General features: G+C 39.9%; 22 protein-coding genes, 4 tRNA genes, 1 pseudogene and 1 riboswitch. Of the genes and pseudogenes, 11 read left to right on the top strand and 16 right to left on the bottom strand.

The window, feature by feature from the left end:
- The first annotated feature begins 28 nt into the window (after nucleotides 1-28).
- The 4 genes from acpP (AAC851_RS05240) to AAC851_RS05225 all read left to right on the top strand — a co-directional run bounded on the left by acpP (AAC851_RS05240) (nucleotide 29) and on the right by AAC851_RS05225 (nucleotide 2,705).
- Nucleotides 29-265: an acyl carrier protein gene (gene acpP, locus AAC851_RS05240; RefSeq protein WP_004655272.1), complete on the top strand. Its 237-nt coding sequence runs from the start codon at nucleotides 29-31 to the stop codon at nucleotides 263-265.
- Between the two features lie 188 nt (nucleotides 266-453).
- On the top strand, nucleotides 454-696 hold the full coding sequence (gene acpP / locus AAC851_RS05235) for an acyl carrier protein (RefSeq protein ID WP_161421829.1): 243 nt from the start codon (nucleotides 454-456) through the stop codon (nucleotides 694-696).
- 216 nt (nucleotides 697-912) lie between these two features.
- Nucleotides 913-1,386, top strand: coding sequence for a peptidoglycan-binding protein LysM (gene lysM, locus AAC851_RS05230; RefSeq protein ID WP_005081486.1), 474 nt, complete (start codon nucleotides 913-915; stop codon nucleotides 1,384-1,386).
- A gap of 93 nt (nucleotides 1,387-1,479) precedes the next feature.
- Nucleotides 1,480-2,705, top strand: a protein-coding gene (locus AAC851_RS05225) for an IS3 family transposase (RefSeq protein WP_340600449.1) whose coding sequence is annotated in 2 segments (ribosomal slippage) — nucleotides 1,480-1,819 and nucleotides 1,819-2,705 — 1,227 coding nt in all. Because the reading frame shifts where the segments join, the coding sequence is not laid out codon by codon here.
- A 76-nt stretch (nucleotides 2,706-2,781) separates the two neighbouring features.
- Here the strand turns inward: AAC851_RS05225 and AAC851_RS05220 are convergent.
- Nucleotides 2,782-3,549, bottom strand: coding sequence for a hydroxymethylpyrimidine/phosphomethylpyrimidine kinase (locus AAC851_RS05220; protein WP_161422062.1), 768 nt, complete (start codon nucleotides 3,547-3,549; stop codon nucleotides 2,782-2,784).
- Between the two features lie 93 nt (nucleotides 3,550-3,642).
- Between AAC851_RS05220 and AAC851_RS05215 the strand changes: the two genes are divergently transcribed.
- Nucleotides 3,643-4,317 (top strand): HAD-IA family hydrolase, encoded by a 675-nt coding sequence (locus tag AAC851_RS05215; RefSeq protein ID WP_335963703.1) that lies wholly within the window; start codon nucleotides 3,643-3,645, stop codon nucleotides 4,315-4,317.
- Nucleotides 4,318-4,398: 81 nt separating this feature from the next.
- On the top strand, nucleotides 4,399-4,950 hold the full coding sequence (locus tag AAC851_RS05210; RefSeq protein ID WP_340600603.1) for a helix-turn-helix domain-containing protein: 552 nt from the start codon (nucleotides 4,399-4,401) through the stop codon (nucleotides 4,948-4,950).
- A 72-nt stretch (nucleotides 4,951-5,022) separates the two neighbouring features.
- Here AAC851_RS05210 and AAC851_RS05205 read toward each other — a convergent pair whose 3' ends face one another.
- Nucleotides 5,023-6,180 (bottom strand): IS4 family transposase, encoded by a 1,158-nt coding sequence (locus tag AAC851_RS05205; RefSeq protein WP_008942576.1) that lies wholly within the window; start codon nucleotides 6,178-6,180, stop codon nucleotides 5,023-5,025.
- Nucleotides 6,181-6,278: 98 nt separating this feature from the next.
- On the opposite strand from AAC851_RS05205, the pseudogene AAC851_RS05200 reads away from it, so the two are divergent.
- Nucleotides 6,279-7,058: pseudogene (locus AAC851_RS05200) on the top strand (IS3 family transposase); the annotation flags it as partial.
- Nucleotides 7,059-7,160: 102 nt separating this feature from the next.
- Nucleotides 7,161-8,386, top strand: a protein-coding gene (locus tag AAC851_RS05195; RefSeq protein ID WP_340600449.1) for an IS3 family transposase whose coding sequence is annotated in 2 segments (ribosomal slippage) — nucleotides 7,161-7,500 and nucleotides 7,500-8,386 — 1,227 coding nt in all. Because the reading frame shifts where the segments join, the coding sequence is not laid out codon by codon here.
- 57 nt (nucleotides 8,387-8,443) lie between these two features.
- On the opposite strand, the gene ribB is transcribed toward AAC851_RS05195, so the two are convergent.
- Nucleotides 8,444-9,103 (bottom strand): 3,4-dihydroxy-2-butanone-4-phosphate synthase, encoded by a 660-nt coding sequence (gene ribB / locus AAC851_RS05190; RefSeq protein WP_005081497.1) that lies wholly within the window; start codon nucleotides 9,101-9,103, stop codon nucleotides 8,444-8,446.
- A 96-nt stretch (nucleotides 9,104-9,199) separates the two neighbouring features.
- Nucleotides 9,200-9,357: riboswitch (FMN riboswitch) on the bottom strand.
- A 177-nt stretch (nucleotides 9,358-9,534) separates the two neighbouring features.
- Between ribB and AAC851_RS05185 the strand changes: the two genes are divergently transcribed.
- Both AAC851_RS05185 and AAC851_RS05180 read left to right on the top strand, forming a co-directional pair.
- Complete coding sequence (locus tag AAC851_RS05185; RefSeq protein WP_005091467.1) at nucleotides 9,535-9,774, top strand: hypothetical protein; 240 nt, start codon at nucleotides 9,535-9,537, stop codon at nucleotides 9,772-9,774.
- 5 nt (nucleotides 9,775-9,779) lie between these two features.
- Nucleotides 9,780-10,967 carry a hypothetical protein gene (locus AAC851_RS05180; RefSeq protein WP_340600602.1) on the top strand — a complete coding sequence of 396 codons (1,188 nt, stop codon included), beginning with the start codon at nucleotides 9,780-9,782 and terminating at the stop codon, nucleotides 10,965-10,967.
- Here AAC851_RS05180 and AAC851_RS05175 read toward each other — a convergent pair.
- From AAC851_RS05175 to AAC851_RS05120, 12 genes are all read right to left on the bottom strand, one after another.
- Entirely contained in the window at nucleotides 10,964-12,754 is a 1,791-nt protein-coding gene (locus AAC851_RS05175; protein ID WP_340600601.1) for a patatin-like phospholipase family protein, read from the bottom strand. The two genes, AAC851_RS05180 and AAC851_RS05175, sit on opposite strands and share 4 nt — an antisense overlap.
- A gap of 179 nt (nucleotides 12,755-12,933) precedes the next feature.
- Nucleotides 12,934-13,314: an aspartate 1-decarboxylase gene (gene panD / locus AAC851_RS05170; RefSeq protein ID WP_004638150.1), complete on the bottom strand. Its 381-nt coding sequence runs from the start codon at nucleotides 13,312-13,314 to the stop codon at nucleotides 12,934-12,936.
- A gap of 145 nt (nucleotides 13,315-13,459) precedes the next feature.
- Nucleotides 13,460-14,041, bottom strand: coding sequence for an aminoacyl-tRNA hydrolase (gene pth / locus AAC851_RS05165; RefSeq protein ID WP_004638152.1), 582 nt, complete (start codon nucleotides 14,039-14,041; stop codon nucleotides 13,460-13,462).
- 19 nt (nucleotides 14,042-14,060) lie between these two features.
- Nucleotides 14,061-14,357, bottom strand: a complete 297-nt coding sequence (gene rplY / locus AAC851_RS05160) for a 50S ribosomal protein L25 (protein ID WP_161421967.1) — start codon at nucleotides 14,355-14,357, stop codon at nucleotides 14,061-14,063.
- 96 nt (nucleotides 14,358-14,453) lie between these two features.
- Nucleotides 14,454-15,407 (bottom strand): ribose-phosphate pyrophosphokinase, encoded by a 954-nt coding sequence (locus AAC851_RS05155; RefSeq protein WP_004638154.1) that lies wholly within the window; start codon nucleotides 15,405-15,407, stop codon nucleotides 14,454-14,456.
- Nucleotides 15,408-15,567: 160 nt separating this feature from the next.
- A tRNA-Gln gene (locus tag AAC851_RS05150) sits at nucleotides 15,568-15,642 on the bottom strand.
- 85 nt (nucleotides 15,643-15,727) lie between these two features.
- Nucleotides 15,728-15,802: transfer RNA gene (locus tag AAC851_RS05145), tRNA-Gln, on the bottom strand.
- Between the two features lie 18 nt (nucleotides 15,803-15,820).
- Nucleotides 15,821-15,895: transfer RNA gene (locus AAC851_RS05140), tRNA-Gln, on the bottom strand.
- Nucleotides 15,896-15,923: 28 nt separating this feature from the next.
- Nucleotides 15,924-15,998 (bottom strand) — tRNA-Gln (locus tag AAC851_RS05135).
- Nucleotides 15,997-16,830, bottom strand: coding sequence for a 4-(cytidine 5'-diphospho)-2-C-methyl-D-erythritol kinase (gene ispE, locus AAC851_RS05130; RefSeq protein ID WP_161421968.1), 834 nt, complete (start codon nucleotides 16,828-16,830; stop codon nucleotides 15,997-15,999). The genes AAC851_RS05135 and ispE overlap by 2 nt, the downstream gene beginning before the upstream one ends.
- A 13-nt stretch (nucleotides 16,831-16,843) precedes the next feature.
- Nucleotides 16,844-17,425 (bottom strand): lipoprotein insertase outer membrane protein LolB, encoded by a 582-nt coding sequence (gene lolB / locus AAC851_RS05125; RefSeq protein ID WP_005081509.1) that lies wholly within the window; start codon nucleotides 17,423-17,425, stop codon nucleotides 16,844-16,846.
- Nucleotides 17,426-17,429: 4 nt separating this feature from the next.
- The gene (locus AAC851_RS05120; protein ID WP_005091462.1) at nucleotides 17,430-19,148 is read right to left on the bottom strand and encodes a tetratricopeptide repeat protein; all 1,719 of its coding nucleotides are present in this window, start codon (nucleotides 19,146-19,148) and stop codon (nucleotides 17,430-17,432) included.
- A 79-nt stretch (nucleotides 19,149-19,227) separates the two neighbouring features.
- On the opposite strand from AAC851_RS05120, the gene hemA reads away from it, so the two are divergent.
- On the top strand, nucleotides 19,228-20,511 hold the full coding sequence (gene hemA, locus AAC851_RS05115) for a glutamyl-tRNA reductase (protein ID WP_161421969.1): 1,284 nt from the start codon (nucleotides 19,228-19,230) through the stop codon (nucleotides 20,509-20,511).
- 8 nt (nucleotides 20,512-20,519) lie between these two features.
- Here the strand turns inward: hemA and AAC851_RS05110 are convergent, their stop codons facing one another.
- Nucleotides 20,520-22,397 (bottom strand): DNA primase, encoded by a 1,878-nt coding sequence (locus AAC851_RS05110; protein ID WP_005091458.1) that lies wholly within the window; start codon nucleotides 22,395-22,397, stop codon nucleotides 20,520-20,522.
- Between the last annotated feature and the right edge of the window lie 28 nt (nucleotides 22,398-22,425).

Here is a 22,425-nt window from a genome sequence, read left to right as displayed (position 1 = left end):
AACGCCACAAGCAATGAGGAGAATTCCTGTGAGCGATATCGAACAACGCATCAAACAAGCAGTAGCTGAACAATTAGGTATGCGTGCTGAAGAGATTAAGAACGAAGCATCTTTCATGGATGATTTGGGTGCTGACTCTTTAGATTTGGTTGAACTTGTAATGTCTTTTGAAAATGATTTCGACATCACGATTCCTGATGAAGATTCAAATGAAATCACTACGGTTCAATCAGCAATTGATTATGTAACCAAAAAACTTGGTTAATCATATTGCATGATTGAAAAGCCACCGAAAGGTGGCTTTTTTATGTGCTCAATTTTTTACTTGAGAGGATTTATACATATTTTTACAAGAAAAAAATAAACACTGAATATGAAATGAGTTTATTTAAGTGTATAAAATCTATGCTATTTAAAATAAATTATTAAATCATAACAACAAAAGGAAATATTATGAGTATCGAAATGCGAGTTAAACAAATTATCGTTGAACAACTCGGCGTAGATGAGGAAGAGGTCGTACCTAGCGCAATTTTTGTCGATGATTTAGGCGCTGATTCTTTGGATATCGTTGAATTGGTTATGGCTTTTGAAGAAGAGTTTGGCTTTGAAATCCCAGATGAAGATGCAGAGAAAATTACGACAGTCCAAGCTGCAATTGACTATATAATGACTAATGTGGAAGGCGACATGTAATCGTATCATCCATTTTAGCGATCAAAGGCTACCGTAAGGTGGCTTTTCATTTTTTGAATCTAAGAATCAAAAAAGTAAAAAATGTTGCAGCAGATCACTGTACATTTATTTACAAGACCGCTTTAAATTGAAACCTGTAGCATTTATTTTTTAGGTATAACTAGAAATTAGGTCGATTGAGGCCAATCTTCATAAATAATTACAGAGGAAATAACAATGGGTCTTTTTGATTTTGTAAAAGGTATTGGTAAGAAAAATACAGCACCAGCGGAACCACAAGCTGCGCCAGCAACACCAGCTGAGCCATCAGCTCAAGAGATTGCAAATAAATTATTAGGTTTAATTAAGAGTTTAGGATTAGGGGTGGAAGGTCTGTCCGTGACATATAACGGTACAACTGATACTGCTGTGATTAAAGGGCAGGTAAAAAGTCAGGCGGATAAAGAAAAAATCATTCTTGCTGTGGGTAATATCGATCATGTGGCACAGGTTGATGATCAAATGACAGTTGAAACCGCTGAGCCAGAAAGTAAATTCTATACAGTGAAATCAGGAGACAATCTGTCAAAGATTTCTAAAGAGTATTACGGTGATCCAAACCAATACAATAAAATTTTTGAAGCAAATCGACCTTTATTGAAAAATGCAGATGATATTTTCCCAGGTCAAGTCTTACGTATCCCACAATAATCTACGAATTGTAAAAAAGGCGCATTGAGCGCCTTTTTTAATGGAGATACTGTCCCGTCCTGAAATAAGTTTACCCCTTAAGAGGCTTATTTTATGGAATATGAAAAAGAACAACGAGTTAAACGAACACAACGAGATTACAGTTTTGCCTTTAAAATGCTGATTGTCCATGAGGTAGAAAAAGGGCAAATCACTTATAAACAAGCTCAAGCAAAATATGGTATTCAAGGAAGATCAACTGTGCTTACATGGTTACGTAAGTACGGACAACAAGATTGGACTTCTAAAGCTATGCCTTCCACTTCAAAACGCCAACTCACCCCTCAACAACGCATTCGCCAGTTGGAAAAACAATTAGCCGCAGAAAAGCTAAAAACTGAATTTATCCAAGATGTGATTTATCACATAGACAAAGAATGTGGGAGAGATCTTGGAAAAAAGTATACCGAGCACGTTTCAAAGATTGGCAAGCCCAAAGAAGACTAAATGTCTCACGTTATTGTGAGTGGATAGGAATCACCCGACAGGCTTACTATCAATCAGAAAAACGTGCTCAAATCAAAGCTCGGGAAACTCAGCAAGTACTTGAATTGGTTATGGAGTATCGTTATTTGATGCCAAGTATCGGTACGCGTAAACTCTATTGGCTGATCAAACCAAAATTGCTAGAACAAGGACTGAAGTTTGGTCGAGATCAGTTATTTAAAGTATTAAAAGAGAATGATTTATTGATACGCCCTAAACGTCGCTATACCAAAACTACAGATAGCAAACACTGGATGAAGAAACATCCTAATTTATTAAAGGATTATTCTCCAATACGGGCAAATGAAGTCTTTGTTAGTGATATTACCTATGTTGAAAGTGCAGAGGGTGTGCATTATCTATCACTTGTGACAGATGCCTATACCCGACAAATTAAAGGTTATAAGTTATCAAGTGATATGCGGGCAGAGAATGTTGTACAAGCCTTACATATGGCAATGAAGTCTATAAAAGATAGAGCAACAACCCTGATTCATCATTCAGATAGAGGTTCTCAATATTGCTCTGAATTATATCAATCGGCACTACAGCATTACGGTATAAGTCCCTCGATGACAGATGGAGGAGACTGTTACCAAAATGCTTTAGCAGAGCGAATCAATGGCATACTCAAACAGGAGTTCTTAACTACACGATGTAAAACGATGAAGGAGTTAGACCATTTAATTTCGGAATCTATAGTGATTTATAACTGCTACAGACCGCATTTAAGTTTAAATATGATTACTCCTAATCAGATGTATGAGAAAGCGAAAACCGAGCTAATTGCTTAACTCGGTTTGAAATGAAATACTGTCAATCTATTTCAGGACGGGACATACAGAGATGATGGATCTCAATATACGTGGCTTAAAACCGTTTTGGAATCTTTTGCCCATTGGGTACGGGTGTTTCCGCATGTTTTAACACGCCAAATAACCATGTTTCAGCATGCTGTACCGCAATTTTGAGTGAATCACCGAGGGCTAAGCGCCCTGCAATAAAACTTGCCAAAGAGCAACCCGAGCCATGATATTCACCATCTAGGCGAGGGCATTGACTTTCAGCAATCATTTTCCCATCAACATAGAGTACATTACGGATATGATCAGAGGTATCTTCATGCCCACCTTTAACAAGGACTGCTTTTGCACCCATTTCAAATAATGTTTGTGTGGCTTGCTCGATGTCATCAACTCCAGTTAAAGCTCTGAGCTCAACGGTATTGGGGGTAATGACTGTTGCTAGGGGAATTAACTCAGCAAATGCTTTTACCAAAGTCGCTTGATCGCCCAGTGAACCACCGCTATTTGCAACCAGAACAGGATCCAGCACATATAAATACTCTGGGTGAGCGAGTAAGAATTCAGCCAATGCTGCAATATTATCGGTTGTGCCTAACATACCTGATTTTACGCACTTAATCGGTAAATCACCGACCACAGCATTTGCTTGAGCCAATAATAGTTCTTTTGAGGTTGCTTCAAAACCAAATACTTGCTGTGAGTTTTGAATGGTTAAAGCAGTACAAGCAATTGCAGCATGTGCACCACTTTGTCCAATCGCTTCAATATCTGCCTGTAGACCTGCACCGCCTGATGGATCTAAACCTGAAAAACAAAGTACGGTCGGACGCACTGCAATTTCCTTTTATGTTTTCATTTACGTTAGTATAGGGAAGTTTCGAGAAACTCTCGACTATGTTGTGTAAGGCTTTAAGAGATTGAACGAATGACGATCAAAAACATACTGATTGATTTAGATGGGACATTAACCGATCCTAAAACAGGAATTCATGGTTCGATTCGTTATGCGTTAGAAAAGCTCAATCAACCATTGGCCGATGAAGTTGATTTAGATTGGACGATTGGTCCACCTTTGAAAGCCTCATTAGCAAAATTATTAGATACTCAAGATGATGATTTGGCCGAACAAGCTTTAGCTGCTTACCGCGAGCGCTTTTCAGTGACAGGCTTATTTGAAAATGAAGTCTATCCAACAGTGGAAGGAACTTTACGGCACCTACAAACACAAGGATATCAATTATTTCTTGCAACAGCGAAGCCCACAGTTTATGCAAAGCAAATTTTGGTTCATTTCCAGTTAGATCAGTATTTTACTGAAATGTATGGTAGTGAGTTAACAGGGGAACGTACCAATAAAGCAGATTTAATTGCTTATATTCTTGAGCAAGAGCAGTTGAATGCTCAGCACTGCATTATGGTGGGAGATCGTCAATATGATGTCATTGGTGCACGCGCAAACGGGATCGAAACTATTGCTGTGAATTATGGTTATGGAACAACGCAAGAGTTAGCTCAGGTACAACCTGTTGCATATATTTCTGAATTTGGCCAATTGATTGAGGTGGTTGATCAATTAAATATTGAGCGAAAGGTTTCATAACTATATTGATCAAAAAGCCTCGAATGTGAACTGCACCCCGAAAGTTGGACACTTTTAGTCTAATTTGAAGGGTGCTTTTCTATGGCTAAATATTCTCAAGAATTTAAACTTGAGGTTGTCCAGTACTACTTATCCGGTTTTGGAAAGGTTGCTACAGGTCAAAAATTTAGTGTTGACCATATGGATGTTCAGAAATGGGTTACAGCTTTTGAACAATATGGTATTTCAGGTTTAAGTGTAAAAACCACTAAATCCCACTATTCTCAAGAATTTAAATTTCAAGTTGTACAAAGCCTTTTAAATGAAGGACTTTCAGCTAAAGAGGCTTCACAACGGTTTCATATCAGAGAAAAAGCAACCATTCTGCAATGGTTAAATCTATATCATGAATATGGTATAGATGGCTTAAAAGCCAAACCTAAAGGACGAGCCAAACAGATGCCAAAGCCGCAAAGAACCAGAACTCAATATTCTCAAGCAGATCGCGATAAAACACAGGAACAGTTGCTTGAAGAACTTGCATATCTACGAGCTGAGGTTGCACTTTTAAAAAAGCGGAGAGCCTTAAGACTGGAACAAGAAGCAAAAGAAGCAGCCGAACAGCAGCGTTTGCAGAACTTATATCAGGATTAAGGCAAGATCATGAGCTAAAGCATTTATTGCATGCAGCTCAAATGGCCCGAAGCACCCACTGCTGTCCCACAATTATTCCAAGAAGAACCTCAATTGAGGTTCTTCTTGTTTTCGCCACTTCTTATCGGGTAAAAATAATGCCTTTAGAAGTTTTCTTTCAAATAAATTGACCTGAATAATTCTTAATAATCTCTGGACAGTCCATCCCTCATGAGCCATATGTTTTGCAAAACTCACTAATAAATAGGCAATTAATGCAATCCATATTTGAGTTTGTATGGCATTTCGGCTTCGACCTAGAAATGATTTCAATTTTAAATTCTGTTTAATCGCTTTGAAAAATAATTCTACTTTCCAACGATCTTTGTAAATTGCTGCAATAGTCGATGCAGCTAGATGAAAGTTGTTACTTAGAAATTCAAATGTCCTTTTCTTTTCAACATCATAAAATTCTATTCGTCTTAATCGCTTCGGTGCACCACGCTTTTTAGCATAATCACTGCTCAACTCAATATATTCATCCGCAAGAATTCCTTTGCAAGCGTATACTTCACGTTTTGACTTTACTTCATAAACCGTCTTCGGTCTTAGCCGTGTCACAAAGCTGACTTTTCGGTCAGTCATCTCTGCAAACCACTGATAATCAACATACCCCTTGTCAAAAACTACGATACTTCCAGGTGGAAATTTGAGTAATCTGCCTTGCACCATATCATTTTCAATACCATCTCCGAGTGCAACAAATTCAGGAATCGTATTGCTGTGATTTAATCCAACTGTCAGTTTAATGCTCGCTTTGGATTCATGTACTTTTGCCCATTCGCATAAGGACAGTGAAAGATCAATGTGGCTTGCATCAAGTGAATACAGCGGATTCTTAAATCGAAATTTATGTGCAATCTTTGTGTTTTCACAATGCCGAAGTAACTGAGTAAATAATTGCTGATATAGGCTGGCAGGTTGTTCTTGATTGATTCTTGCCAAGGTGCTTCGTGCAATAGTCTTAGCACCGAGGTGATAGAGCTTTTCCTGCTGTGATTCGAGATTGGATTGAATATCTCTTAAGCTTTGCCGACAGGACAGCTGGGACATCAATATGGCAATAAACTGATCCCAGCGTGTGGCTGATCTTAATTTTTGTCCACAATGATGCTGCTTGGCAAGACGTTCAAAATCACATCGTGAAATAGGTTTAAGTAATTGATGAAATACGGTATTCTGATGTGACAAAACCTGAGTCCTTGTAGTTAAAGTGTTTGTTCGCACTTATATTTTAACTATTTTGGACTCAGGTTTTTTATTTAAACAAAACTATGGGACAGCAGTGCCGAAGCACCTATTTTTATCATGAACAGCAACGCAAACTTGAAGATAAATATAGTGATCTTAAACAACAAATAAAGGCGATTTATCATCAACATAAGGGACGATATGGTTATCGTAGGATTACGCTTGCCTTAAGGAATATGGGACGAATCATCAACCATAAATGTGTTCAACGGCTGATGCAGTCTATGCAGCTTAAATCACGTATCAGGGTGATGAAATATCGCTCTTACAAAGGGCAAGTGAGTAAGATTGTAGACAATGTATTACAACGTCAATTTAAAGCGGATCAACCAAATCTGAAGTGGGCTACGGATGTGACAGAATTTAATGTACGTGGTGAGAAATTGTATTTATCTCCAGTCATAGACTTATTCAATGGAGAAATCATTGCATTTCAAACCCAGCGCAGACCACATTATGCTCTAGTCAAAAACATGCTAGACACTGCGTTAGGTAAGCTCAAGCCCGATGACAAGCCTCTTTTACATTCAGACCAAGGTTGGCAATACCAAATGCGTCATTATCAGCAACAATTGAAACAGCATGGTTTAACACAAAGTATGTCACGTAAAGGAAACTGCTTGGATAATGCAGTGATGGAAAGCTTCTTTGGCATACTTAAATCTGAATGTTTCTATGGAGAGAAATTTAATTCAGTTGATGAACTAGAACAGACAGTGAAAGAATATATACACTATTATAACCATGAAAGAATCAAGGTTAAATTAAAAGGACTGAGTCCTGTACAGTACAGAACCCAGTCCTTAAAAGCGACTTAATCAAACCGTCCAACTTATTGGGGTCAGATCAATGATCGAGGCTTTTTTAATGTTTAATTTGTCCCGTCCTGAAATAAGTTTACCCCTTAAGAGGCTTATTTTATGGAATATGAAAAAGAACAACGAGTTAAACGAACACAACGAGATTACAGTTTTGCCTTTAAAATGCTGATTGTCCATGAGGTAGAAAAAGGGCAAATCACTTATAAACAAGCTCAAGCAAAATATGGTATTCAAGGAAGATCAACTGTGCTTACATGGTTACGTAAGTACGGACAACAAGATTGGACTTCTAAAGCTATGCCTTCCACTTCAAAACGCCAACTCACCCCTCAACAACGCATTCGCCAGTTGGAAAAACAATTAGCCGCAGAAAAGCTAAAAACTGAATTTATCCAAGATGTGATTTATCACATAGACAAAGAATGTGGGAGAGATCTTGGAAAAAAGTATACCGAGCACGTTTCAAAGATTGGCAAGCCCAAAGAAGACTAAATGTCTCACGTTATTGTGAGTGGATAGGAATCACCCGACAGGCTTACTATCAATCAGAAAAACGTGCTCAAATCAAAGCTCGGGAAACTCAGCAAGTACTTGAATTGGTTATGGAGTATCGTTATTTGATGCCAAGTATCGGTACGCGTAAACTCTATTGGCTGATCAAACCAAAATTGCTAGAACAAGGACTGAAGTTTGGTCGAGATCAGTTATTTAAAGTATTAAAAGAGAATGATTTATTGATACGCCCTAAACGTCGCTATACCAAAACTACAGATAGCAAACACTGGATGAAGAAACATCCTAATTTATTAAAGGATTATTCTCCAATACGGGCAAATGAAGTCTTTGTTAGTGATATTACCTATGTTGAAAGTGCAGAGGGTGTGCATTATCTATCACTTGTGACAGATGCCTATACCCGACAAATTAAAGGTTATAAGTTATCAAGTGATATGCGGGCAGAGAATGTTGTACAAGCCTTACATATGGCAATGAAGTCTATAAAAGATAGAGCAACAACCCTGATTCATCATTCAGATAGAGGTTCTCAATATTGCTCTGAATTATATCAATCGGCACTACAGCATTACGGTATAAGTCCCTCGATGACAGATGGAGGAGACTGTTACCAAAATGCTTTAGCAGAGCGAATCAATGGCATACTCAAACAGGAGTTCTTAACTACACGATGTAAAACGATGAAGGAGTTAGACCATTTAATTTCGGAATCTATAGTGATTTATAACTGCTACAGACCGCATTTAAGTTTAAATATGATTACTCCTAATCAGATGTATGAGAAAGCGAAAACCGAGCTAATTGCTTAACTCGGTTTGAAATGAAATACTGTCAATCTATTTCAGGACGGGACAATTAATTAATAATTAAACATTATGTTTTAAGCGGTATTGGACTAACTCTTCAATACTGATCACCGTGAGACCATGGGTTTGCGCATAAGCGAGAACTTGAATACCAGAGGCCATTGAGCCATCTGGATTGGTCAATTCACACAACACACCTGAAGGTTTTAAGCCTGCTAAACGGGCGAGGTCAATCGTTCCCTCAGTATGACCTCGACGAGTGAGTACACCACCATCACGTGCGCGTAATGGAAATACATGTCCTGGGCGACTGAGGTCACTTGCTACAGCACCGTCTTGAGTCGCGGCGAAAACAGTCGTCACGCGATCTTTGGCCGAGACACCTGTGGTTACACCTTGAGCGGCTTCAATTGTTACCGTAAATGCAGTTTTGAATTGACTTGAGTTATCCACGACCATAGGCGGAAGAGCTAAATGATCAGCCAATGCTTCTGTTAGGCATAAACAGACAATACCTGAACCATCACGAATCATTTGCGCCATAACTTCGACTGTTAAAGTTTCAGCAGCAATAATTAAATCGGCCTCATTTTCACGGTCAAAATCATCCATCACCAACACTGGTTTGCCTTGGCGAATATCTTCTAAAGCTTGTTGAATACGTTGTTCAGCTGGGGAAAGGGCTGAAAAGAAAAGTTCGGGTTGAATTAAACTCGACATAATGAAACGCTCTCGTAAATAAGCTACGGTTGAACATTTCAGGACTGATGTAAAAATAAGCGCGTACCAAAACAAACCAAAAGATTGTTTCGGTGGTTTCGTCTTCTTTCATCCGGACTATACCGTCGGCTTTGGCATTTCACCAAATCTGCGAGTATATAAACATATATACAAGCTCGTGGGCTGATTAGGTCATTTATGTTTAATGCCTAACTTACCACCGGTGGGGAATTTCACCCCGCCCTGAAGCGATGTAATTTGATTATAGCCAAAGTTGCTTTGAAAAAGAGAACTTTTTATAGAATGAATCGTTCTATAAAAATGAAAAAATATGATGATGGGCTCAATGTTTTTATTTTTTGCAAAGTTGCTAATATTTTTTAATTCAGCTTACACTGAATAGATAAAACAACAATAACACGGAAGAATGGATGATGAGCAAAGAACCAACAAAAGAACAAACAGTAGCCTTAGAGCAGCTTGCACAGCAACTTAGGCGTCCTGTGATGAGCTTTCAAGATTTTTCACAATTATCTGAGCAGCATCTTGCTTGGCTCAATCAGCAATTACAGCAAACCATTGAAGATGAAAATCGAAAAATCAATCAGCACTTGTTTCAAATGCCTTTTTTTCTTCGAGCCTTGTTTCGATCCAGAAATGACAATCGGTGATGTATATGACTCGATTAGCTGTACATGCAGAAATTATAAAGCTTGCTCATATCTTGAAAGTATCAGAGCAGCAATTGGATTTTTTACAGTCACTTGCACCAGAGAGTTTAAGACAATTTCGTTTTGCAATTATTGAGTTGCTGCAAGATCAACAAAAAACACGTTTTCGTTATTTGGCATCGTGGGTGAGTTGGTTACCCAATCGATTTAGTGTTTTCTTAGTAAAAAGATTTTTAGATCCTCTTATTGTGGCGCAAATCGCCGTACATTTATCGACGGAAAATTTATATCAGATTGCGAAGCATCTACCTGCAGATACGCTTGCTGCTATTTCAGTGTATTTAGATCCGAGATTGGCGAGAGAGTTGTTGGTCTATTTTACGACGCATCAAATTAAGGACATTTCCAATATTCTGTTGCAACAGCGTGATTTTGTCACCATGGGGCGCTTTGTTGGGATGTTATCAGATGATGTTGTTCAAGATGTTGCGCAGATGATTGAGCAAGAAAGTGATCTGCTTGAGATTGCATTTTATATTGAATCTAGGGAGCGCATAGATCATCTTGTTCATGTCTTACCCAAAGTACGAATTGAGAAAGCACTTTTGATCATTTGTGATCCTGCACAACGGTTGGTTTGGCCCAAGTTATTGGCGTTGATGAGTCATATTGGTTATGAGTTAAAGCGTGATCTAGGTGATTTAGCTGTAAAACAAGGGGAAAAAGTCATCAATGCTATTATTCAGGCAGCGCAAGAAGATCAGTTGTGGGAGGATATGTTACCAGTGGTGGCATGTTTATCTGATCACGCTCAACGTTATGTTGCGAATCTACCCGCACTAAGACAGGCTGATATTATTCAAAGTATTGTGGCTGCAGCGGATCATTGTGACTTATGGCCAGATATGTTGGTTGTTGTAAATTATATGCAAGATGAGGCAAGAGAAGCAGTTGCAAAAGCAATTGCACAGATTGATGAGGAGGTGTTACAACACATTGCATATGCTTCTTTGGTTCGTTCTCAATGGAATGTCACTTTTGATGTTGTACGACGGATGCCACCGGAAAAACAACAGCAGTGTCAAAGGATTTTAGATGCATATATGCAAGAGTTGGATCTGGAAACTTATCAATATTTAGATCAATTGATGGATCATTATCAGATACAAGTACCAAGAATAAATAACATTTAGACATGGGGGAGTGTGTCTCGAATCGGGAGTAGTGTTTCTATTGCATGTTGATATCCTCGTTCGACCAGTTCATCGAGTTTATTCCAGTCAAACATGCCAATACCTTCGATGGGCATACGAATATGTAAATGAGCGCGTTCAATTGCGGCTGTTTGAATCATGGTGTCGCTTGCCAGAGTTGCAGTACGCATTAAAATTTCAGCGAGTTTAGGTGCAGGTAACAGTTTATCTTTAATTAGTTTATTCCAGTTGAGTAAAGCACTTTGATCAGGTTCATCTAAACCAATTCCTGGGACTCGAATATCATCAATTAAACTGACATTGCTTGCGATAATTGTTCCTCTCTCGAGGTTTTGCATTACATCGGTAGGCAGATTGTTAATTACGCCACCATCACATAATAAATTTTCATGCCATGCGACAGGTGGAGCAACACCTGGAACGCTCATACTTGTGCCCACCCACGTTGCAAGTTCTCCTTGATCATGGATGACGGCTTGGCCAGTAGATAAGTTGGTTGAAATACAATAATAACTTTGCCTGAGCTCTTCGATCCGACGTTGCCCAAAAATAGCTTGGAGCCGACTATGGAACCTTTGACCACGGATTAGCGACACTCTTGGCATGGTATAGTCATTTAAATAATTTCGGGCTACAAAGGTTTCATAGGCAATATGGGTCATTTCGACACTATCAAAACCGCATGCCACTAAGGCTGCTACAAATGCGCCCATACTTGTTCCACCGATGATATCAATTGGAATATGTAGTTGTTCCAATGCACGTATGAGACCAATATGTGCAAAGCCGCGTGCACCACCTCCACCCAGAACCAGTCCGAGTCCTTGGCTTGAAATTTGTCGAGCCACAGCACTGATATCAGCTCGTGCCCATGGATGTATAAAATAATGAGCGCGGGCTCGATAGAGCCGTTTCCATTCTAGTGTATGTGGAGAGGGATCACCCTCCGAACGTAATACAACCAATTCAATTGGACTTTGCCATTGATGTTGATTTAATACATCCACTAAGGGAGTGTGGATTGGCGTTAAATTTGCTTCGGCGAGAATTAAAATACGGTCTGCTTGATGTAAACAACGCTTTGCCCATTCATCAGAATGACTGTGGGCTGCGTATAACACATAACAATGCTCTTCTTCTAAACTGGCTAACCATAAACGTAATTTTAAATCATCAGCACTGTAATCCAAGGGTGTTTGGCTAAAGCCACTGCCAAATAATGCATCTACATGCGCTGCTGTAATAAGACGAACATGTGGCCAACGTTGCAGATGTTCAGTTAGTTTTTCGGCAAGATGAATTGCGGGTATCTGCGGTGCTGCGGGAACAATTGATAATGTGCGGCTATGACTCATTGCATGGGTGTGTTGTAACTCTGGTTGTGAGCGAGCAATGATTAATCGAGATAGCGCCAATAATACATTTGGACGCTTGTAGATAAAATCAATAAACTGTTGTTGAGGTATAGTCAGTAGAGCGGTATCTCGTATTGCATGCACTGTACCGTGATGGGGATGTTCGGAAATGACACCCATTTCTCCGATGATTTCGTGATGTCCTAAGTAGGTTGACAATCCTGTTGTGGATGTGAGTTTGAGACGTCCATAGACAATAATATACACATGATGTGCTGGATCATTCGCTTGATAAAGTCGCTGACCTGTATGTAAATATTTGATTCTACATTCACTTGCTAGGCCTTGCAGTACCGCATCATCAAGCTCTGCAAGTATAGTGACCTTACGGAGTGTTTTAATAATATCCATATATTTAAAATTATCGTTATTTTCTATTTATTTAATAAATACTGATCGCGTATTGCAAGTCTGGTTGAGTAAATTAGCAGGGCATTTGTAGGTGTTTTTGTATGTTGGTCGGGTGATTGAATAAAATCCAATAAAAAAGCCAGTTCATTTTTGACTGGCTCTTTGGGAATCTTTAAAGCTTATGCGATTTGGACAGGAATACAGTTTGCTGTGTGATTTACTGTATTGTCTGGGTTTGCATAAACTAAACGTGGTTTATGTGCATTTGCTTCAACTTCAGTAAAGTCACCAAAAGTTGCAATAATGACTAAGTCGCCTACATCCGCTTGATGCGCTGCGCCACCGTTGACTGAAATGATACCTGAGTCATCTTCACCGCGAATCGCATACGTAGTAAAGCGTTTGCCGTTAGTTACGTTCCATACGTGAATCTCTTCGTATTCACGAATCCCTGCTAAATCCATCAACACACCATCAATTGCGCAAGAACCTTCATAATGAAGTTCAGCATGTGTCACAACTGCACGGTGAATTTTACATTTTAATAAACGAGATAGCATGGCTAGCGTCTCCTGAGTAAGACCTAAGATGAATATCTTATGGTTGACTTGTCACGTTTTCCGCAGGCTATAGGCGGTTTGATGCGCATTTTGCGCCTAAATGAGCAATATGGCAAGCGTGATTGTTCAACAATTCAGTTCAAGGTTAAGCGGGTTTGTAAGCATTAATTTGATTCATGGCGAGTGAAACTTGTCCATCAACAAGTAGTTTCACCTTGGAAAGTGCATGATCAATAGCTGCATCCATTAAGTGTTGTTCACTGCTAGGTGCTTTATTCAGCACATGGCCTGAAACACGCTCTTTGGAGCCAGGGTGTCCAATTCCAATTCGTAAACGATGAAAATTAGCACCAATATGAGGAACGATATCACGTAGACCATTGTGTCCGCCGTGTCCACCGCCTGATTTCAAACGAATAACGCCAGGATCCATATCGAGTTCATCATGAGCAACGAGAATTGATTCAGGAGAAATTTGATAAAATTTAGCGAAAGGGGCAACACTTTGACCAGAACGGTTCATAAACGTTGTTGGTAATAATAAGCGTACGTCATGACCTTCAATCTGACCACGACCGCTGAATCCGTGAAACTTTGGATCTGCTTTTAAGGAAATACCATAACGATCTGCAAGTTGTTCGACGAACCAAAAACCTGCATTGTGACGGGTCTGGGCATATTCCTTTCCAGGATTGCCCAAACCAACAATTAGCGAAATATTTGACACTAATTTACGCCTTTAACACTTATGCGCGTTTGAAGTCAGCGTGCATAGGTGTGTTTTTAGCTGGGTGACGTTGTAACGCTTGGATTTTAACGTTTTCAACTTTGTCATCGATTTTGATTTCGATAACTTCTTCAAAAAACGCATTGTTTTCTAAAGCTTTAACGATTTCTCGAAGTTCTAAAGTAATTGCTACAGGCTCAGCACTACCACCATAGATGATTGCTGGGATTTGAGCTGCGTGACGAAGGCGGCGGCTCGAACCTTTCCCTTGTTGTGCAGCTTCACGTGCTTGAGCATTTAATACGAAGTTTGCCATGGGCATATCCTCATTGGAGTTTAATGAACTAAACTTGCGACCAGTTTAGTGATAGAAAACCCTGCCAAAGGGCAGGGCTTGAAAAAAGCTGGGCTATTATAGATAACTATCGAACATAGCGCTAATAGATTCTTCGTTATTAATACGACGAATTGTTTCAGCAACCATGCTAGCAACAGAAACTTGGCGAATTTTACCTAAGTTCATTGCTTCATCTGAAAGAGGAATGGTATCAGTGACAACCAATTCATCAATGACAGAATTTTGTAGGTTTTCAATCGCTTTACCGGATAAAACAGGATGAGTTGCATAAGCAATAACGCGGCGTGCACCAAATTGTTTAAGTGCATCAGCAGCTTTGCAAAGCGTTCCTGCGGTATCTACCATATCATCAACGATGACACAGTCACGATCTTTAACATCACCGATCAAATGCATCACTTGTGACTCATTTGCTTTTTGGCGACGCTTATCAATAATCGCTAAATCGATATCACCTAATTGTTTGGCAACAGCACGCGCACGAACAACACCACCAACGTCAGGTGAAACCACCATCAAGTTATCATGTTGTTGTTGACGTAAGTCAGCAAGTAATGCTGGTGTACCGTAGATGTTATCAACAGGGATATCAAAGAAACCTTGAATTTGGTCTGCGTGTAAGTCAATCATTACTACACGGTCAATCCCAACAGTTGTTAGCATGTCAGCTACAACTTTAGCTGTGATTGGTACACGAGCAGAACGTGGACGACGATCTTGGCGTGCATATCCGAAGTAAGGAATAACCGCCGTAATACGACCCGCACTTGCACGACGCAAAGCATCAGCCATGACCAAGATTTCCATCAGGTTATCATTGGTTGGAGCACAAGTAGATTGAACGATAAAAACGTCTTTACCACGTACATTTTCAGTGATTTCAACTGAAATTTCGCCATCAGAGAACTTGCTAACTGAAGCAGCACCTAAAGGGATATGTAAATGACTTACGACTTTTTGAGCAAATTGTGGATGAGCACTTCCACTAAAAACGACAAGATTGGGCATGAAGCACCTGAGCGAGGATTACGTGAAGCAACGCTTCACCCGAGCGCAAGAGAAAAATCGATGATTTTCCAAAGAGGGCTATATGAAGAATACTTCACCCAAGCGCTAAAGAAAAATTAAAAAATTTTCCAACGGGTAGTTTAAAAAGCAATCTATTATATGGCAGGGGCGGCTGGATTCGAACCAACGGATGGCGAGATCAAAACCCGCTGCCTTACCACTTGGCGACGCCCCTAATGCGGCAGAACTTTAATCGTTTTACTTGATATTGTCAATATATTTGATCAAACATCGAGATAAAACAAGTCTGTCTAAAGATATGGCAGGGGCGGCTGGATTCGAACCAACGGATGGCGAGATCAAAACCCGCTGCCTTACCACTTGGCGACGCCCCTAAATTTGATGATCTGTAATGGCAGGGGCGGCTGGATTCGAACCAACGGATGGCGAGATCAAAACCCGCTGCCTTACCACTTGGCGACGCCCCTATTACATACATCATTTACAGGTGAAAATTGGCAGGGGCGGCTGGATTCGAACCAACGGATGGCGAGATCAAAACCCGCTGCCTTACCACTTGGCGACGCCCCTAACGTGCAACTTTGAAATGTCTTAACGGTGATTCTGTCAAACTGCTTACCAAGTAAGATTTACAAGGTGCATTTTTCAAGATTAACTCGATATTCATTTCATCAGTTACTTCAGTAAAAACACAAGCACCTGTACCTGTAAGCTTTGCTGGACCAAACTGATCTAAATATTGCATTGCTTCTTCAACTTCGGGATATAACGATCGAGCCAGAGGTTCAAAGTTATTTCCAAAACTGGAAGGTTCTAACTGATAGGCGCAAAATTTAGTGATCTTAGAGTCTCTTGTCAATGTTTTTTGTGAAAATAACAATTGAGTGCTGATAAAACAGTCAGGTTTTAGGATTATGAATTTTTTTTGAGCTAAGTCTATGAATGATAAATGTTCACCGATACCTTCAGCCCATGCATTACGTCCAAAAACAAAGATCGGTACATCAGCACCAAGTTGCACTCCATAGTCGGCAAGTTGCTGCTCATTTAAGTCACATTGCCATAGTTGATTCAGTACGATGAGTGTTGTCGCAGCATTGGAAGATCCTCCGCCTAAACCCGCACCCATCGGAATATTTTTTTCAATATGAATCTTCAAGCCACAAGGTTTTTTGGCATGTGGACGTAATAGTTGTGCTGCACGATAGATTAAGTTTTGCTCAAGTTGTACGTATGCCAAGCCTTCAATTTGAATTGTTTCACTTACACAGGGTTCAAAACTCATCCAATCATATAAATCAATCAGTTGGAAAATAGTTTGTAGTTCATGGTAGCCATTTTCACGGCGACCTGTGATGTGCAGAAACAAATTCAGCTTGGCAGGAGACGGTACTTTAATCATATAAACATCTAGGTTATCGATTTTGAATCACCATTGTAATACGGTTTTCTTTATTTTCCTCAAGCGCTTGTTTGAGTAGTAGCTTGTTTGGCAATGTTTGACCATCATTGTAGCTAAAATCTACAGTCCAACCATCTTCGATGAGTTGTTTTAGGCGATTGCTTTCATCTCGTGTCATTTGAGCATGTAGGGTAGCGGGTTTGGCTTGTATCCAATGCGTGAGGTGCATAATTGGTGCTTGCCAACCTGTTGCTTTTTCCAAAAGTTCTTCAGGTGAACTTGCTGTGATTAAGCCTGTTTTAGAACTATTCAACGTGACTTCACCAGATTTTCCTTGAATTTGGGTCTTGCCGACACCTAGAATTCCTGTCAGTTCAATATCAAATTGATCTTGTTGTTGTATCCATGTGAAGAATGCGCTACCTGATTGTTGTGGTGTGCGAACCCCTATTTTTCCCTGTAAGCTAAAATTATTTTCATCTTGAACTTGTGGAGAAATGATCGTTTTTTTGGGTTGGCTCAGGTGTTGACAACCTGTTAATAGCAACACACTACTGCTACATAATGCGACGCATAATTTTGGAAAAAAACGCATGGATTTAACTCTTTTTTACAGTGACAGGTAAGATTAAGCTATCAAGTTGTTGTAATTGTGGGGCATTCGCATGTTTTTGTTTCAGTTGCTGTAACACATCGCTAAATTCGGTGAGTGAGCCTTGCATATAGAGTGCTTTGGCATAACGAACACCGATATTGATGTTTTGACTGAGTGAATATGCTTGTTCGAGTACATTAACTGCCGTATCAAAATCATTTTGTAGAAATGCAATATAGCCCAGTGTATCTAAAATAGAAGCTTGTTCAGGGGCGTACTCTAGTGCGAGTTCGGCATATTTTCGTGCTTCTTTGAGACGACGATTTTGCAGTGCCAAAGTATAAGCATAAGCATTTAGGTAAGTAGGGCTATTGGGTTCTATGCGCAAAAGTTGTTTAAGGGCTTTATCCAATTTATCACGATCGGTATAAGGATCGAGCAGTAAAACCTCTGCGTAAATGAGTTCCGGGTCATCAGGAATATTTTTAATCGCCTCATCAAGTAAGGCTAGAGCAGCCGCTTTATTGTTCATTTTCTTTAAGATATCAGCCTGTGCTTGATATAAGAAACTGGCATGTTGCGGATAGTTAACGCGCTCTTGGGTCAAAAATCTTAAAGCGTCATTGAGTTGCTGCTGCTGTTCAAAAATCGCAATCATATTGCGTCTGGAGACGATATATAAGTTGCCATCGACCAAGCGATAGTACGCTTTGGCTGTTTCATAGTGCTGTTTACGTTGTGCATTGATAGCAAGGTAGTAATAAGCTTCGTTTTGATACTTTTCAGACGTGCGTAACTCGACCAAATATTGCTCAGCAAGTTCGTATTGCTTTAAATCGATACTGGTTAAACCTGCAATAAATAAAGCTTCTTCAGCATGAGGATGGTCTTTAATTATTGCTTGAAGCTTATCAAAGGCTTGCTGCTGTTGATTGATTTGAATGTAATAACGTGCTTCTGCTAAACGAACATCCAAATTATTTTTATTTTTACGGCTAGCGCGTGCTAACCACTTTTGTGTGGCTTCTTGGTCTTTTAAAGCCATTAACAAATTGGCTTTCATTAAAATAAAACTTGTTGATTTAGAACGTTTACGTAGGGCACGGTTGATATTTTTCAGTGCTTGTTCGTACAAGCCATCTTGAGCTTCCAGACCTGCAATCAGTGCCAAAATAGAGGGATTATTTTTTTCTTTACTTGCGCGTAATGCATTAAGCAGAATTTCACGATCTTCTGCTTGCTCTGGTGCAATCCCTGCAAGTATTTGTTCTAAATCAGCCGTAGGGTCGATATTTAAAATTTTATCGAGGGTTTTTGCCGCGAGTTCGTATTCATGGGTTTTTAAAGCGATGTGTGACAAGTAAAATAAAGCGGGAACGTCTTTAGGTTCTTGTTCAACCCAATGTGTTGCAATGTCTAAAGCTGCTTGCAAATCATCATATTCAAGTGCGATATCTAGCGCACGCTGTTTGATCGTGGTTGAATTGCTGCGAATCGCAAGTACAGTGTAGTTATGTAGTGCTGTTGGAATATCATCATAGGCGAGCGAAAACTCAGCAACCATGCTCTGTTTGAGGGCATATTCAAAGCTCTGATCGGCATACATGTCGTGTATTGCCTGTGCAGAGACGTACGCACTCATACTACCTAACAATAAGATTGTGGTAGAATACCGTCTAATCGTCTTGCCGCTAAACTGGATACGGCGATATAGCTGACGCAATTTTTATTGATCCAAAGTAATGCTTTTTATGACACCGATGTTGCACAATAACATAAATTTAGCGAAATGATGATCTGATATGTCTTTCTTTGCATTGGGTGTCAACCATCAAACAGCTTCTGTCGAACTCCGTGAGCAAATCGCTTTCAATGCAGAGCGATTGGAAGCGTTATTGCTTGAACAAAACCAACATCCTGCATTGAAGGATATGGTGGTGGTCTCGACATGCAATCGTACAGAAGTTTATGCCATGACGGAGGATGCAGATAGCATCCTAAATTGGCTCGCCCAAGTGAATAATATTGATGTTAAACAGTTGATTCATCATGTTTATCGTTACGAGAATGCTCAAGCCGTTACGCATTTAATGCGCGTTGCAAGTGGTTTAGACTCACTGATGTTAGGAGAGCCGCAAATTTTAGGGCAGGTCAAAAGCGCTTTGGCTTTATCTAAAGATGCAGAGACAGTTTCTCCTGAATTGAATGGGATTTTTGAATACGCATTTTATGCAGCAAAACGGGTCCGTTCTGAAACTTCAGTGGGTAGTCATGCCGTATCTATGGGCTATGCAGTGGCGCAGTTAGCAACACAAGTGTTTAGTCATCCAGAAAAGCTGACGGTTATGGTGGTTGCTGCTGGAGAGATGAATAGCCTTGTTGCTAAACATTTGGCTGAAATGGGGGTTGCAAGGATCATCATTTGTAATCGTAGCCGTGAACGAGCAGATCAGCTGGCACAAGAAATCGCGCATCAAGTTGAAGTCGAAATCATTCCTTTTGTAGAGCTGGCGCAAAATTTGCACAGGGCAGATGTGATTTCGAGTTGTACAGGCAGTTTGCATCAAGTGATTGAATATAAACATGTTAAAAGTGCGTTAAAGAGTCGTCGCTATCAACAAATGTTAATGGTAGATTTGGCAGTTCCTCGTGATATTGATCCCAAAGTAGAATCTTTGGATAACGTTTATTTGTATGGTGTTGATGATTTACAGAGCGTGATTGATGAAAACTTGGCGCAACGTCGTCAAGCAGCTGTTGAGGCTGAATTTATGGTCAATCAATTGGCGACCCAATTGATGACCCAGCAAAAAGTGAAAGAGGCGAGTGGTACGATTCAGGCTTATCGTCAACATAGCGAAGAGATTAGTCAAAAAGAATTAACCCATGCTTTGGACGCTTTAAAGCATGGACATGCAGCTGAGCAAGTATTACAAGAGTTTGCGCATCGTTTAACCCAAAAACTTATGCACCCGACTTCGATCTTATTAAGAGAAGCAGCTAAAGCGGAAAACCCTGATTATTTTGAATGGCTACAGCAGCATCTACAAGATGTGTTTGAGCATGAACGAAAACCTAAGAATTAAGTCTAACGCTAAGACAACAACTTCAAACTAATTTGCTTGGTTAACTCATTTAATTGTTGGCGTAAATTGCGTGATTCTATCAGAGAGATAGGTGATTTAAGTTTGAGCCTTAAATATTTTTCTTGTAAATTTAAAGAGAAGTCTCTCGCTAATTTGTCGGCCACTTCTGGTGCTTCAGTCAAAGACTCAATGTTGGTACGTTGCATAATATCTGCAAGCTCATGGCTATAATGACTACATGCACCGAGTACATAATAAGTTGCCAATTCCTGATCATCGGGTAGATCGTCAAATACAATATTTAATACAGCTAAGATCTTCGCCAATAGCTCATTTTGATCAATGACTGCACGCAGCTCTTCAAAGTGGATATAAAGAAATGGGTGGTGCATCAAGATTGCTATTGCAAAATCTTCATCTTTAGTATGGATATTAAAAGATAAAGATGCATCATGGCTAATTTGTGGGGTAAAGCGTTTGCCTAGACCCAGTTTTTCGCGGAACGATTGAGTGAGCAAATAACGAAATGAGCCTTGTTTAGGGAGTAGCTCGGTCAATTCACGGAGTTCACCCATGACTAAGCTTTTACCTTCAGGGGTGCTAATATCATGTTGCCCCGTTAAATGAGCAAATACAAAATCAGATAATAATGGCGCTTGTTGTAGCAATTTTTGGAAATTTTCCAAACCCTCTCGACGAATCAGCGAGTCCGGGTCGTGTTCATTGGGGAGTACAAAGAATTTTAACTCACGCCCATCATTAAGTAAGGGCAGTGCAATTTCTAAAGTTCGTCGAGCTGCTTTTTGTCCCGCCGCATCACCATCAAAAGCGATGGTAATACGAGAGTTTTGTTTAAACAAGGTATTCAAATGGTCTGCATTACTTGCTGTTCCAAGCGTTGCGACAGCGCCATTGATGCCGTATTGCTGTAGGGCAATTACGTCCATATAGCCTTCAACCATCAACCAATCATTGGCTTTGAGTTTACGCCCCTCATATAAACCATAAAGCAGTTGGTTTTTATGGAAGACTTCTGAATCAGGGGAGTTAATGTATTTAGGTTTAATGTCATCATTCAACGCACGTCCACCAAAACCGACCACACGACCTTTATGGTCACGAATCGGAAAAATTACACGATCCCGTAATAAATCAAAATCTCGACCACTGTCACTAGAGCGAATCAATCCAATTTGTTTTAAGCCTTCTATATCCTGAGGAAATGCTTTTTCTAAGTGTTGCCAATCCTCTGGTGCATAACCTAAACGCCAGAATTGAATGGTTTGAGCTGATAAGCCACGGTGTTTGAAATAATTTTGCGCTTTTTGGCTATGGGGAAGTTGACGCTCATAGAACTGTGCCACATTTTCCAAGAGGTCATACAAGTTGCCTTCTTGCACTTGTTCATCCATGCCGAAGCCTGGATCGAATTGTGCAAAGGGATCGTCCATAAACCGATCCATATCAACAAAATGCTCATCCATGGGTTCATGAATAGCGTGATTTGTTGTTGATGGGGGAGATATCTTTTCAGGCGGAGAAGGTGGCGTCTGAGGGCTACGTTTATAAGAGAGTTTTTTGTTGTCGTGATTATCTTTGGGTAATTCTATTCCAGTCTGATTAGACAGATCCTTCATCACGTCGATAAAGTTACGACTGTCAATGTCCATCAAGAAACGAATCGCATTTCCATTGGCTTGGCAGCCAAAGCAGTGATAATACTGTTTATCACGATAGACATGGAAGGATGGTGTTTTTTCTTGGTGAAAAGGGCAACAGCCAGAATATGTTCGTCCAGTTTTTTTCAATTTCACACGTTGACCAATCAAATCGACGATGTCGGTTCGATCTAGGATTTGATCAATTGTATGCTGTGGAATTGCCATGAGAGGTTACCATTTAAAACTGGGTAGA

Origin of the sequence: Acinetobacter sp. HZNU-JH01 (assembly GCF_037996845.1) — a bacterium.
Lineage (GTDB): Bacteria > Pseudomonadota > Gammaproteobacteria > Pseudomonadales > Moraxellaceae > Acinetobacter > Acinetobacter haemolyticus.
The sequence above is the reverse complement of the archived record's forward strand: the minus strand, read 5'-3'. Positions and strand labels throughout refer to the sequence as shown.